Annotated in this window: 14 protein-coding genes; 12 read left to right on the forward strand and 2 right to left on the reverse strand. The window is 63.3% G+C overall.

Annotation, left to right across the window (positions count from 1 at the left end; genetic code table 11):
- The first annotated feature begins 15 nt into the window (after positions 1 to 15).
- Positions 16 to 249 (forward strand): antitoxin, encoded by a 234-nt coding sequence (locus tag J3A64_RS09365; protein ID WP_014921420.1) that lies wholly within the window; start codon positions 16 to 18, stop codon positions 247 to 249.
- Between the two features lie 132 nt (positions 250 to 381).
- Positions 382 to 1,599, forward strand: coding sequence for a benzoate/H(+) symporter BenE family transporter (locus tag J3A64_RS09370; RefSeq protein WP_210064188.1), 1,218 nt, complete (start codon positions 382 to 384; stop codon positions 1,597 to 1,599).
- Positions 1,600 to 1,618: 19 nt separating this feature from the next.
- Here the strand turns inward: J3A64_RS09370 and zapE are convergent, their stop codons facing one another.
- Positions 1,619 to 2,659 carry a cell division protein ZapE gene (gene zapE / locus J3A64_RS09375; protein WP_043471131.1) on the reverse strand — a complete coding sequence of 347 codons (1,041 nt, stop codon included), beginning with the start codon at positions 2,657 to 2,659 and terminating at the stop codon, positions 1,619 to 1,621.
- A gap of 209 nt (positions 2,660 to 2,868) precedes the next feature.
- Here zapE and J3A64_RS09380 point away from each other — a divergent pair, with 209 nt between their 5' ends.
- The 3 genes from J3A64_RS09380 to ybaK all read left to right on the forward strand — a co-directional run bounded on the left by J3A64_RS09380 (position 2,869) and on the right by ybaK (position 4,871).
- A complete protein-coding gene (locus tag J3A64_RS09380) occupies positions 2,869 to 3,795 on the forward strand; it encodes a sulfurtransferase (protein ID WP_210064189.1) in 927 nt (308 codons plus the stop codon).
- A 74-nt stretch (positions 3,796 to 3,869) separates the two neighbouring features.
- Positions 3,870 to 4,331 carry a SufE family protein gene (locus J3A64_RS09385; RefSeq protein ID WP_187329935.1) on the forward strand — a complete coding sequence of 154 codons (462 nt, stop codon included), beginning with the start codon at positions 3,870 to 3,872 and terminating at the stop codon, positions 4,329 to 4,331.
- Between the two features lie 33 nt (positions 4,332 to 4,364).
- Positions 4,365 to 4,871, forward strand: a complete 507-nt coding sequence (ybaK, locus tag J3A64_RS09390; protein WP_011774508.1) for a Cys-tRNA(Pro) deacylase — start codon at positions 4,365 to 4,367, stop codon at positions 4,869 to 4,871.
- 44 nt (positions 4,872 to 4,915) lie between these two features.
- Here ybaK and J3A64_RS09395 read toward each other — a convergent pair whose 3' ends face one another.
- A complete protein-coding gene (locus tag J3A64_RS09395; RefSeq protein ID WP_014921417.1) occupies positions 4,916 to 6,181 on the reverse strand; it encodes a S9 family peptidase in 1,266 nt (421 codons plus the stop codon).
- Positions 6,182 to 6,319: 138 nt separating this feature from the next.
- On the opposite strand from J3A64_RS09395, the gene J3A64_RS09400 reads away from it, so the two are divergent.
- The 7 genes from J3A64_RS09400 (at position 6,320) to J3A64_RS09430 (ending at position 12,863) form a co-directional block, all read left to right on the forward strand.
- Positions 6,320 to 6,811, forward strand: coding sequence for a hypothetical protein (locus J3A64_RS09400; RefSeq protein WP_011774506.1), 492 nt, complete (start codon positions 6,320 to 6,322; stop codon positions 6,809 to 6,811).
- Between the two features lie 14 nt (positions 6,812 to 6,825).
- Entirely contained in the window at positions 6,826 to 7,266 is a 441-nt protein-coding gene (msrB, locus tag J3A64_RS09405; RefSeq protein ID WP_014921416.1) for a peptide-methionine (R)-S-oxide reductase MsrB, read from the forward strand.
- A 209-nt stretch (positions 7,267 to 7,475) separates the two neighbouring features.
- The gene (locus tag J3A64_RS09410; RefSeq protein ID WP_043806015.1) at positions 7,476 to 8,840 is read left to right on the forward strand and encodes a DUF6421 family protein; all 1,365 of its coding nucleotides are present in this window, start codon (positions 7,476 to 7,478) and stop codon (positions 8,838 to 8,840) included.
- Positions 8,840 to 9,577: an SDR family NAD(P)-dependent oxidoreductase gene (locus tag J3A64_RS09415; protein ID WP_210064190.1), complete on the forward strand. Its 738-nt coding sequence runs from the start codon at positions 8,840 to 8,842 to the stop codon at positions 9,575 to 9,577. Before J3A64_RS09410 ends, J3A64_RS09415 begins: the two co-directional genes overlap by 1 nt.
- Positions 9,578 to 9,587: 10 nt before the next feature.
- Entirely contained in the window at positions 9,588 to 10,694 is a 1,107-nt protein-coding gene (locus J3A64_RS09420) for a low specificity L-threonine aldolase (RefSeq protein WP_307807184.1), read from the forward strand.
- Between the two features lie 67 nt (positions 10,695 to 10,761).
- Positions 10,762 to 11,421 carry a DUF3000 domain-containing protein gene (locus J3A64_RS09425; RefSeq protein WP_011774501.1) on the forward strand — a complete coding sequence of 220 codons (660 nt, stop codon included), beginning with the start codon at positions 10,762 to 10,764 and terminating at the stop codon, positions 11,419 to 11,421.
- Between the two features lie 80 nt (positions 11,422 to 11,501).
- Positions 11,502 to 12,863 carry an HRDC domain-containing protein gene (locus J3A64_RS09430; RefSeq protein WP_210064191.1) on the forward strand — a complete coding sequence of 454 codons (1,362 nt, stop codon included), beginning with the start codon at positions 11,502 to 11,504 and terminating at the stop codon, positions 12,861 to 12,863.
- The last annotated feature ends 23 nt before the right edge of the window (positions 12,864 to 12,886 follow it).

Here is a 12,886-nt window from a genome sequence, read left to right on the forward strand (position 1 = left end):
CGCGATGGAAGGGAGGTGCCCGTGGGTTTAATTGACGACCTGAAGGGCAAGGCTCAGGGTCTCATTCAAGGCAACGAAGAAGCCATCAAGAATGGCATCGAAAAGGCCGGGGATTTTGTGGATCAGAAGACGGGCGGCAAGTACGCCGGTCACGTCGACAAAGTTCAGAATGCCGCTTCCGACTTCGTGGCCAAGAACGACGGTCAGCCTGGACAGGCTCCCGTCACGGATGAGCCGAAGCAGCCGTAGCTGCCTGAGCCGCCGTACCAGATACGTCAAGGGGGCACCGGTCCCGCCGAGAGGCGCCACCGGTGCCCTTGGCGTTTAACTGAACTTTGCCGCCACAAGTTCTCTACCCGTGGGTCAGGTAATTTGGACCCTATGCCTTCTGTCTCCCCGCAAGCCACCCACAGCCGCGCCACCAAGGAGACGCTGGGCCCGCCCATCACGGCAGGTATTGTCACCGCCCTTGTGGGTTTCACCTCGTCATTTGCTGTGGTCCTGGCAGGATTACAGGCTGTAGGCGCCAATCAGGCACAAGCATCCAGCGGCCTGTTGGCGCTCACCCTCACCTTTGGCCTGGGTATCCTGTGGCTGGCCTGGCGGTCCCGAATGCCCGTGACACTGGCGTGGTCCACGCCCGGCGCGGCGCTGCTCGCCTCCGCGGGAATGGTCGACGGCGGCTGGCCGGCGGCGGTGGGTGCGTTCCTCATCGTGGGGGTACTGATCGTCCTGACGGGACTGCTCCCCGTCCTCGGCCGGCTCATGGCGAAGATCCCCACAGCACTGGCACAGGCAATGCTCGCCGGCGTGCTGCTCCCCCTGTGCCTTGCACCCTTCACATCGTTGGGGTCGGCTCCCCTGTTCATCGCACCAGTGATGCTGTGCTGGGTAGTCCTGATGAAATTCGCACCGCGCTGGTCTGTTCCGGCGTCGCTGCTGGTCGCCTTGGTGGTTATCGGCGTCCACATCGTGTGGAACGGAGTCCAGATCCCCGCTGACGGCCTCCTGCCCCGCTTGGAGTGGACTACTCCTGCGTTTACGGTGGAGGCCGCAATAGGACTGGCCTTGCCCTTGTTCATCGTCACGATGGCTTCACAGAACATCCCCGGCGTCGCCGTGCTCAAGTCGTTCGGGTACACCACCCCGTGGCGGTCGTCCATGCTTGTGACCGGAGCCGGCACCATCGCCGGCGCACCATTTGGAGGCCACGCCATCAATTTGGCCGCACTCAGCGCAGCCCTGGCAGCGGGCGAGGAAGCAGGCAAAGACCACGGGCGACGCTGGATCGCAGCTTTCGTCTCCGGCTTTGCCTACCTGGTGCTGGCCGCAGGCTCTGCCGCGTTGGTCACCTTGGTGGCCGCAGCACCGCCGGGGCTCCTTGAGGCGGTAGCCGGCCTCGCTCTCCTCGGGACTCTGGCGTCATCCATCTCGTCGGCTCTGGCTGTGGCGGAGGAACGCATCCCGGCCTGTATCACTTTCCTGCTGGCAGCATCAGGACTGAGCTTCGCCGGCGTCGGCGCTGCCTTTTGGGCGCTGGCAGGCGGCATCCTGGTTCGCTGGATGCTGAAGAGCCGCGAGCCGGTTCAGAAAGCGTGAATCAGGCCAAAACCATGAATCACGCCGGCTCGTGGTTTTGGGCTTCGCGTGCCAAAGCCGTCAGCCTGGACACAGCGCGGAAGTACTTCTTGGTGTAGCCGCCCGTCATCATCTCCTCGGTGAACAGCTTGTCGAAGGGTACGCCACTGGCCAGGATCGGCACGTCCTTGTCGTAGAGCCGGTCCGCGAGAACCACAAAACGGAGGGCAACTGCCTGCTCGGTGATGGTTTCCACGTCGCTCCACACCACGGCTTCCACGCCAGAGATGAGCTGCCGGTAACGGCTGGGGTGGACGGCGGCCAGATGGTTGACGAGGGTGCCGAAATCATCCACAGCAACGGTCTTTCCATCGAACTCAGCACGCATCCTGTGCTTGAGCTCTTCGGTCTTGAGCGGCGCGGGAGCCGCCGGCAGCCCACGGTGACGGAAGTCCTCGCCGTCGATCCTGACGACGTCGAACTGGTCCGCGAGAACCTGTATTTCGCGCTGGAAGTCCACTGCGGCGAAGCGCCCTTCACCCAGTGAACCGGGAAGGGTGTTGGACGTTGCTGCCAACTTCACACCGGCGTCGGCCAGTTCACGCATTAACCGGGACATGAGCACGGTGTCGCCCGGATCATCGAGCTCGAATTCGTCGATGCATACCAGCTTGTAGCTGCTCAGGGCTTCAACCGTCTTACGGAAGGACAGCGCTCCCACGAGGTTGGTGTATTCCACAAACGTGCCGAAAGCCTTGGGCCCCGGTGACCTGTGCCAGAGAGAAGCCAGAAGGTGGGTCTTACCCACACCAAAACCACCGTCGAGGTAGATTCCTGCCCTGGTGGCCGGGGCCTTCTTGGCGAACAATTTCTTAAAGAGGCCGCCACCGTCGCCGTTGCCCACGCCATCGGCGAATCCGGAAAGCAGCTTCACGGCATTTGCCTGGCTCGGCTGGGACGGATCCGGCCGGTAGCTGTCGAACGATACCTCCCCGAATCGCGGAGACGGGTAGAAACCCTTGAGGAGTTCCTCCACAGAGACTGCCGGCGTGCGGGCAGCCAGTTGTTCGATCTTTACCACGGTGGTCCGTTCCTTCGGTTTGAGGTCCCCAGCAAGAATACCGGCATCGGACACTCGCAAAACCGTCACGTGACCAAGCCCATGTTTCACCGTATGACCGCAGGGAAGCATTCCTCGCTGCCCGTGGTTAGTGTTGGAGCACGCCCGGCCGGCACCTGCACCACCTTCCACGGCCTGGCTCCGACCGTTGTCAGTGAAAGGCCATCATCATGTCCTACCCCGTTGAACAGAATGAAAAGTTTGCGTCGTACGCGAACCCTGAACGCCTTGTGTCCACCGAGTGGCTCGCGGCAGCCCTTGCAGACGGCGCCATCGCCGACGGCAAGCTTGTAGTCGTCGAGTCCGACGAAGACGTTCTTCTCTACGAAACCGGCCACATCCCGGGCGCCGTCAAGATCGACTGGCACACCGACCTGAACGACGAGGTCACCCGCGATTATGTGGATGGCGCCGCTTTTGCCGCCCTCGCAGCTACCAAGGGCATCTCCCGCGACAGCACCGTGGTCATCTACGGTGACAAGTCCAACTGGTGGGCTGCCTACGCTCTCTGGGTCTTTACGTTGTTCGGCCACGAGGACGTCCGCCTCCTCGACGGCGGTCGCGACAAGTGGATCGCCGAAGGCCGCGAGCTGACCACCGACGTTCCCCGGCCCGCGGTGGGTGAATACCCGGAGGTGGAGCGCAACGACGCCCCCATCCGCGCATTCAAGGAAGATGTCCTGGCGCACTTGGGCAACCCCCTCATCGACGTGCGCTCCCCTGAGGAGTACACGGGGCAGCGCACGCACATGCCGGCCTACCCGGAAGAAGGCGCTCTGCGCGGCGGCCACATTCCCACTGCGGCTTCGGTCCCGTGGGCACGCGCCGCTGCTGAAGATGGCACCTACCGGAGCCGCGAAGAGCTCGAAGCCCTGTACCTTGGCGAGGCGGGCCTGGAGCGCGGCGATGACGTGGTGGCCTACTGCCGCATCGGCGAACGTTCCAGCCACACCTGGTTCGCACTGAAGTACCTGCTGGGCTTCGACACCGTACGCAACTACGACGGCTCCTGGACCGAGTGGGGCAACGCTGTGCGGGTTCCCATCGTCAAGGGCGCTGAGCGCGGTTCCGTTCCTGCCTCGCTCGTCAGCAACTAGCGCAGACACAGAGGCGTCCGTAGTGTTCCGGCACACAAGATGCATTGAACACTGTTGTGCGTAAGCTGGAAGAGATGAGTACGAACACTTTGCCCACCGCCCTGGCGGAAATCGTTGACGACTTCCAGGCACTGACGGAGCCTGACCGCCTGCAACTCCTGCTTGAGTTCTCCAGGGGATTGCCGGAGCTCCCGGAGCGCTTGAAGGACCACCCTGAGTTGCTGGAACAGGTTGTGGAGTGCCAGTCGCCGTTGTTTCTCACTATTGAGTCCGAGAAAAACCCCGACGGCGGTGCCCGCGCCTACCGGCTCTTCTTCAAAGCTCCTCAGGAAGCGCCTACAACCCGGGGCTTCGCAGGGGTGCTGCACGAGGGCCTTGATGGGTTGACTGCCCAGGAAATCCTTGCCGTTCCGGATGATATGCCTGAGCTGCTGGGCCTGACCCGGGCCATCACGCCCCTGCGCATGCGGGGCATGACCGCCATGCTCGGCCGTATCAAACGGAAAGTCGCAGCCGCCAGCCGGCTGGAAAACTGACCGGCAGGACACTGAAAGGTACCGCCACACAGCATGGCCAAAAAGATGGCTTCACAGGGAACGCCGGCAACTGCAGCTCTTGCTGCGGCCGGCGTTCCCTTCGTGTTACACCCCTACGCCCATGATCCCGGGGCAGGCAGTTACGGTTTGGAAGCCGCGGAAGTCCTGGGCATCGAACCCGAACGGGTTTTCAAGACCCTCATGGTGGAAGTTGAAGGCCGCCTCGCCGTGGCCATCGTGCCCGTATCCGGAAACCTCGACCTGAAGGCCGTTGCTGCAGCGCTGGGCGCCAAGAAGGCTGCCATGGCGGATCCCAGGACGGCCGAACGACGCACGGGGTATGTGCTGGGAGGAATATCACCGCTGGGACAGCGGCAGCCCTCCCCCACAGTCCTCGACGAATCTGCCATGGGCTTCACAACTGTCCTTGTCTCCGGAGGCCGCCGCGGACTGGACATCGAGCTGGCTCCGGCCAACCTCATCAGCCTCACCAAGGCCATCACTGCTCCCATCGGCACGGCTTCAAGCATCAAGGGCTGAGCCGTGACTGCAAAGCTCAAGCCCTGACCGCCAGCGCGGGCCTGTCAACCGGCCTGCGCGGCGCCAGTCCCTCCGGGATTGTTCCGCGGAGCCAATTGCCGCTGCAACCAGGCGTGGACCACGCGTTCCCACCGTTCGGGGTCGACGTTCCACTCTTTGGTGTGCCGCGCGCCGTCGAACGGCTCGAAGGTGACCATCTCGGGGTTCTTTTCCGCAAGGCTGGCGGACGGCCCGAAGGGCACATAGTCATCGTCCACGCTATGGATCAGCAAAGTGGGCGTGCGTAACTCAACCGCGCGGGTTTCCCAGTCCATGGCTTTCAGGTCCACGGGCGCTGATAGTCCGGTCAACCTGCGCCCCAGCGGATGGCTCAGCATCATCTGCCCGTAGCGGCCAACGTTGTAAGGAATCCTGTTCATTTCAGCATGATGGGCCATCACATTGACCCAATTGATGACGGGCGCATCCAAGACCAACGCCCGGATGAGGTGGCGGTGCTTGGACAGGTCCGCCGTCTGCAGGCTGATCGCCCCGCCCATGGACCAGCCGAACAAAACGATCTCCTGCGCACCGTGCTCCAGCGCATACTCGATGGCGGCCTCAACGTCGCGCCATTCCGTGGATCCCAGGCCATACCGCCCGTCCGGCGCCGAGGGGGCCAGTCCGTCGTTGCGGTAGGAGATCAGCAGGCTGTCCATGCCGAGCTCGCGTGCGGTGCGGACGGCGCGGAGGCCTTCCAGGCGTGTTGCGCCCCGACCATGGACCATGATTGCGCAGACCGGCGCCGCTGCAGACGCTTCGGCGCGGATCAGCCAGGCAGGTGCCTTCCCGCCGTCGATCTCTATGTCCACGTCCTCGGCCGCCAGACCTATCGCGGCGGGATCCGGGTACGTTGCCCCGCTCCACCAGGCGCGGCGGGCCTCTGACAGGTTGCCGCTGTAGACCTCTTCGACCTCACGCAGCACGGTTTGTTCAGCGGGCGAATAGGACACAATCCGGCCGATCCTCGCGTGACCCTGGCCGCCGGAGAAGAACAGGCTGAAGACGCCGTCTATGGTGGTGTCCGGCGTGGCCGCAAGAATGACTTGTGGTCCCTTGTCACCGCGGATCACGGCAAGGACCTCCTGGTCCTCGTGCCGGGCGGCAGGGGTAATGACGCGGCGGGCAAAATATACGGCGAGCGCCGAGGACCCTGCGCCTACCAGACCGGCGACAGTGCCGCCTGCCAGGAAGCCGGCGATGGCCCATTTGGTGCGGAGGGACAGTTTCTTGTCTGCAGCGTCGCTCGCTGGCGGGGTAGTCGATGCCATGGTTCCATTGTTGCTGCTCCCCGGCACTGCCTGGTGCAGGTGTGGACCGCGCGGCGCACCTGAGCGGGAACAGGAGTCCACAAGTCGTCAGCGTCCAAAAGTCTGCGGACTGCGGTTCACCGGGACTACGCTGTAGCCATGAGTGATCCCATCGTCATCCTGACTGAAGAGCCCCTGGGCGCCGACGACCGCGTTAACATCGCCAAACTGCTCGACGGCGGTGATGCGCCCCTTATTGTCCTGGTTCCGTCCAACACCGAACGACATCTTCTGGTGGATTTCCTGGAGAATCTGTCGTTGCTTGATATCGCCAAGGCGTTCCGGGAGCTCACCGCGCAGCACCCGGACCCTGAGCTTGAGCGTGCGGAAGCCTCCGAGACCCTGGCTGCATCGCTGGCCGCGCTGGCTGGTTTGGGCGGGGGTGTCACCGGAGAAATCGTCGACGGCGGTGCCGTGGCCGCCTTGGTGGCGAAGGTCCGGGCGGTTGATGCTGCCCAGGCTGTGGTGATTACCCGGCCCCATGCCATTGCGGACACGTTCCACACTGACTGGGCCAATAAGGCGCAGGATCAGCTGGGGCTTCCTGTCCTCCACCTGTATGCGGGTTCGGGATTTATCGGCGACTCGTGAGCGTTGCATAAGACATGAACACTCCTGACAACACCAGCAAGACAACTTCTGTGCCCGTGGAGAAGAGCGATGCCCAGTGGCGCGAGGAGTTATCGCCTGAGGAATACCGTGTGCTTCGGCAGGCGGGAACCGAGCGGCCGTACACGGGTGAGTACTGGGACACCCACACGGAAGGCGTGTACCAATGCCGTGCCTGTGGCAGCCAGTTGTTCACGAGCCGGGAAAAGTTCGATTCCCATTGTGGCTGGCCGTCGTTCTGGGCACCTTTGGCTGAAGGCACGGTCCGGTATCTCCACGACCGCACCATGGGAATGGATCGCGTGGAAGTACGCTGCGCCAATTGCGACTCCCATTTGGGGCATGTTTTCGAGGGCGAGGGCTATGGCACGCCCACGGACCAGCGGTTCTGCATTAACTCCGTTTCACTGCGCTTGGTTAAGCCGGAAGAGAGCTAAGCACTCCGGACGGGTGGGCCTTTGGCCCGCCCGTCCGAAAGCCTGGCGCTCTGTTGGACGCCTCCACATCCCGGGACTGGACCTCAACCCGTCTCCAAGCCCCGTTTGACCAAGACTTGCTTATGCTCAAGGCATTCTTGGATTAGCAACGCTTTTTGCTTGCTACGCTCGGCCCAGAAGCAATCACCACGTCGAAAGGGCCGAGCTCCATGACCATCACCACCGCCATCCTCCCGCGTGTCACCGCCGACAACGCCGAGTGGATGTCCCTGAAGGCTGCGGCCACTGCACTGCAGGCGCACCAAGAGCAGGACGGTTCCATTGCCGATTCTTCGCTTCACTCCGAGGCGGCCGCCCTCGTTAACACAGTCACCGACGCCATCACGGCCCTGACTCCGCACTTCCCCCATGATGCCCGCTACTTGGAGCTCCTGGTAGAAGACTTCAGCCGATGGGTCCGGGGCGGCTTCGGGGTGCCGGACTTCCTGGACTCCCTTCAGGCGTTCCAGCCTCAGGAGCAGCGCATTGACGGCCTCCAGCATCTGGTGGTTTTCCCCATGTACACGCAGAATGGCAGCACTAACAGGCTGGTGGAAGCAGTCCTGATCGAGGTTATCTGGCCCGAGTTCATTGGCGGCCTTGAGGCAGGCGAGTACTCCAACAAGCTCTTCGTCCCCATCCGCTTCGTTGATTTCACTCCTGGGTACGACACCAACTCCGCCGTGCTCTTCCCTGAGACGGTGGCCGTCCGCGAGACCCCCACCTTCACATGGGGAGCCATCTTCGCCGATCGTGAGGCCGCCCGTTTCCGCCGCGTCCTGAAGGCGGCTGCCGCAACCACGTCCCTGGTACTTCCCGAGGACGCAGCGCAGCTGATCGAGGACCAGGAACTGACGCAGCGCACGTTCGTCATGTGGGACCTGATCCACGACCGCACCCATATGCGCGGCGACCTCCCCTTCGATCCGTTCATGATCAAGCAGCGGATGCCGTTCTTCCTCTACTCACTGGAGGAGCTGCGCTGCGACCTGACCGCATTCCGTGAATCCGTACGCATCGAAAAAGACGAAAATGCCGATCCCGATGCCCGCAAGCATGCAAAGCTCGTCCAGTATGCAGTGATCTTTGACCGGATCTTCCGTTTTGCCATTACCGGCAGCCGCGTCCGTAACTATGACGGCCTCGGCGGCCAGCTCCTGTTCGCGTGGATGCACCAGCACCACGTGCTCCACTGGACGGACAGCAAGCTCTCCATCGACTGGGACGAGGCTGCCTCGGTTGTGGTGGAACTCGGCGCCAAGATCGAAGAGTTGTACTGGCGCTCGATCGACCGCCCGAAGGCTGCCCACTGGCTGGCGGCATACGAGCTCATTTCGAGCACCGTGACTCCCCACCCGGCGTCCGTATGGGCCAAGGGACCGGAAGCACTTCCTTTGGATGGCCCGCCCCGTGGCCTCACGGACCAGGTTTTGGACGATGAGTTCCCCCTGTCCATGTTCTATGAAGCACTGGAGAAGAAGATGCGCCCCGTCATCGAATCCACCACCGGGATCACCGGCGCGACGGCTGCCTGATGACCACACTGACCGTCCTCGTGACCGGTGGGAGCAGTGCGTCCGGCATCGCCGTGGCGCGGGCGTTGGGGGCCGCCGGTCACAGGGTGCTCACTGTCGGTTCGGACGATGTCCGGATTAGAGCGGCCGCGGTTGAAGCGGGCCACGGAGCGACTCCCCTGGTCTCCGATCTCTCCAGCCTGGATTCCGTTCGGCAACTTGAGGTCACCGTCCGTGACCTCGGCATCGAAGGCATCGACGGCGTGATCCATTTGGTGGGCGGTTGGCGGGGCGCGAAAGGCATTGAAGACCAAACGGACGAGGACTGGGACTCCATGGAACGGACCGCTGTGACCACGCTCCGTAACGTCTCCCGGGTCTTCTACAGTCACCTCGAAGCGTCTCCGCACGGTCGCCTTGCCATGGTGTCGTCAACCACCGCAGCTGCTCCGACGGCCGCCGCTGCCAGCTATGCAGCGGCAAAGGCAGCTGCAGAAGCCTGGACGTTGGCCGTTGCCGACGGTTTCCGCCGGGCACAATCCGGCAACGCCGGGAACCCGGACGCTCCCGACGAGCAGCACAGCGCGGCAGTAGTTTTTGTGGTCAAAGCCCTGGTGGATTCAGCCATGCGGGAGGCGCATCCCGAAAGGCGATTCCCCGGCTTCACGGACGTCGAAGAATTGGCGACTGCCGCCGTCGCGCTTTTTGAACAACCGGCTGCCACCCTCAACGGTCAGCGCATCCTGCTGGCCAAATAGACTTGAAAGCGTGAATGAACAAGTGACAAGCACAACAGAGGCAATCCACAGCGCCACCGAAACGCCCGGCGCGGCTCAACTGCATAATCCTGCGGTTCGCGGGTTCGCATCGGACAACTACTCCGGCGTGCACCCGGAGATCCTCTCAGCACTGGCAACCGCCAACGGCGGGCACCAGGTGTCCTACGGCGAGGACGTGTACACAGCGCGGCTGCAGGAGGTGCTTGAGCAGCAGTTCGGCCCGGGCATTGAGACTTTCCCGGTGTTCAACGGCACGGGAGCCAACGTCCTTGCCCTGCAATCCCTCCTTCCCCGCTGGGGAGCGGTAATCTGCGCCTCCACAGCACACATCAATATGGACGAGAACGGTGCACCGGAACGGGTGGGCGGGATTAAGCTCCTGCAGGTTCCCACCGAGGACGGTAAGCTCACTCCCGCGCTGATCGACCGGGAGGCCTGGGGCTGGGGCGATGAGCACCGCGCCCAACCGCTGGTGGTCTCCATCACCCAAACCACTGAGCTCGGCACCTGCTATACGCCGGAAGAAGTGCGGGCCATCGCCGACCATGTCCATGCCAAGGGCATGAAGCTCCACATGGATGGCGCTCGGCTGGCAAACGCCGCGGCTTACCTGGACGTACCCCTTCGCGCGTTCACCCGCGAAGCCGGCGTAGACATCCTGTCCTTCGGCGGCACCAAGAACGGCCTTCTTTTCGGTGAAGTGGTGGTTGCCCTGAACCCGGAGGCAGCTGACGGCCTGAAGTTCCTACGCAAGATGAACATGCAGCTTGCTTCGAAGATGCGGTTCATTTCGGCCCAGTTCATTGCTTTGCTGGAGGATGGCTTGTGGCTGCGTTCCGCCGCCCACGCCAACGCCATGGCCGCCCGCCTCCGGACGGCAGTTGAGGAAATCGACGGCGTGGAGCCAACTCAGGCAACACAGTCCAACGGCGTCTTCGCCATTCTTCCCGAAGGCGTTGCGGACAAGCTGCGGGAGTCCTTCGCCTTCTACGACTGGGATGCTGCCCGCCGCGAAGTGCGGTGGATGTGTTCGTTCGACACCACGGAGGAAGACATCGATGCCTTCGTTGCGGCGATTAAGCGCGAATTGGCCTGACGCATAACACGTGCAACCCGGGGCGGCGAGCCTGCACAGATTCGCCGCCCCGGAAGCATAATCTGCGATGGTGAACGCCCTCGCACAGGTTCCCTCGGAATTTCTCTTCGCCTTGGGATCGCTACGAAAAGCACAATGCCGCAGCGAACTGCGGCTTGACGAGATCCCAGCTCCTGCCCGCCTGGCTCCGTACGCAGTTGCTTTGGGAGCTGAAGTTTTCAGCCCCACCGCAGCAACCCGCCAGGTTCCCGTTCACGGGCCAGCGGCCAAGGCCTTCGCCGCGAACCAAGCCAACAGCCCCTCCAGCGAAGAGGACGATGAACTCGCCACTGGCCGCTTCATCCTCCTTTACGACCCCGACGGATCGGCCGTCTGGGAAGGGGAATTCCGCATCGTCACCTACATCCGGGCTCAAATGGACGCCGAGATGGGGAACGACTCAATGCTTGGCTCTGTTGCCTGGACGTGGCTCGTGGATGCCTTGGAGAACCATGCCGCGCCGTATCGCGCCGCCGGTGGCACAGCCACAAGAATCCTTTCGGAAAGCTTCGGTACCTTGTCTGAACGGCCGGACACCATCGACATAGAACTCCGCGCATCCTGGACACCGGCCAGCCAGGATGTTCAAGCCCACCTCGAGGCGTGGTCTGACATGGTCTGTACGTTCGCCGGGCTGCCTCCCCTGCCGCCAGGCGTTACCGGACTGCCCAACAGGAGGCTCAATTGACTTCAAGAAACGCGTCGGCGGGTACCCGCAATGGACCGGCAACACCCCGCTGTAGCCGGAATCGGTAAGCTTAAGCCACCATGACCCCTGAATATCCGGAAAACACCACGGCCGGCGACCCGGTTGCTGATCCCACCACCCACATCAAGGTAGTCGGCTTCGACAGCCATGTCCCTGAAATTATCGATCTCGATACTCCCCGCGAGGGCGTACCCCTGGTCATTGATACCCCGTCCGGGCTGGAGCGGTGCGCAGCCGCCATCGCCGCCGGAACAGGACCCGCCGGAGTGGACGCAGAACGCGCTTCCGGGTTCCGCTACGGCCAGCGGGCATTCCTGGTCCAGATCCGACGCGAGGGTGCCGGAACCTGGCTGATCGATCCCGAGCCCTTCGACAACCTGGACATCATCAATGACGCCCTTCGCGGCGTCGAATGGATCCTTCACGCGGCATCACAGGACCTTCCTTGCCTCTCGGAGCTCGGCATGTGGCCGGACAAGCTCTTTGATACCGAACTTGCCGCCCGCCTGGCGGGTCTTCCTCGGGTGGGCCTTGCCGCCGTCATTGAACAACTTCTCGGATTCGGCCTCGCCAAAGAACACTCCGCGGCCGATTGGTCCACCCGACCTTTGCCGGAACCTTGGCTGCGCTACGCGGCCCTCGACGTCGAAGTCCTCGCGGAGCTCCGCGAAGAACTCATCGAGCTGCTGGAAGCCGACGGCAAGCTTGAATACGCCGAACAAGAGTTTGCGGGCATCCTCGCCGCGGGCCTCCCGGCTCCGCGTGTCGATCCTTGGCGGAAGACCTCCGGGCTCCACCAAATACGCGACCGCCGCCAACTGGCCGCCGTTCGTGAACTGTGGCTGGAGCGCGACCAACTGGCACGCAAACGCGACGTAGCACCCGGCCGTCTCATCCCCGACTCCGCACTTGTGGCCGCAGCCAAAGCGATGCCCACCACGGTGCCGCAGCTGCTGGCCACCAAAGGATTCCACGGGCGGTCTGCCCAGAGGGAAGCCCCCCGCTGGCTGCGCTGCATCACCAACGCCCGGACGCTCAAAGATCTCCCACCCCTGCACTTGCCCACCAATGCGCCGCCGCCGCCCCGGGTCTGGGTGGATCGGGATCCTGAGGCCGCAGCACGCCTTGCCACTGCCAGGCCGGCCCTGCAGGCAAAGGCCGATGAGCTGAAGCTGCCTGTGGAGAACTTGCTGACGCCGGATTACTTGCGGCGGGTTGCCTGGCGGCCCCCGGCTGACGTTTCCCTGGAGTCCGTCGCCGCAGAGCTGCGGTCCCTGGGCGCGCGTGAGTGGCAGATCTCCTTCGCCGCTCCCATACTCACCGAAGCCTGCTTGAACCCGGCCCCGCTGCCCGGCAAAGAATCCAAGGCAAAGGAAGCCCCAGCCTCGAAGGACGCCCAACCCACCGGCCATGCCGGCTGAATTCACCTCTTCCTTGAGGCCTG

It is taken from the genome of Pseudarthrobacter sp. PvP004, from assembly GCF_017876035.1.
Lineage (GTDB): Bacteria > Actinomycetota > Actinomycetes > Actinomycetales > Micrococcaceae > Arthrobacter > Arthrobacter aurescens_A.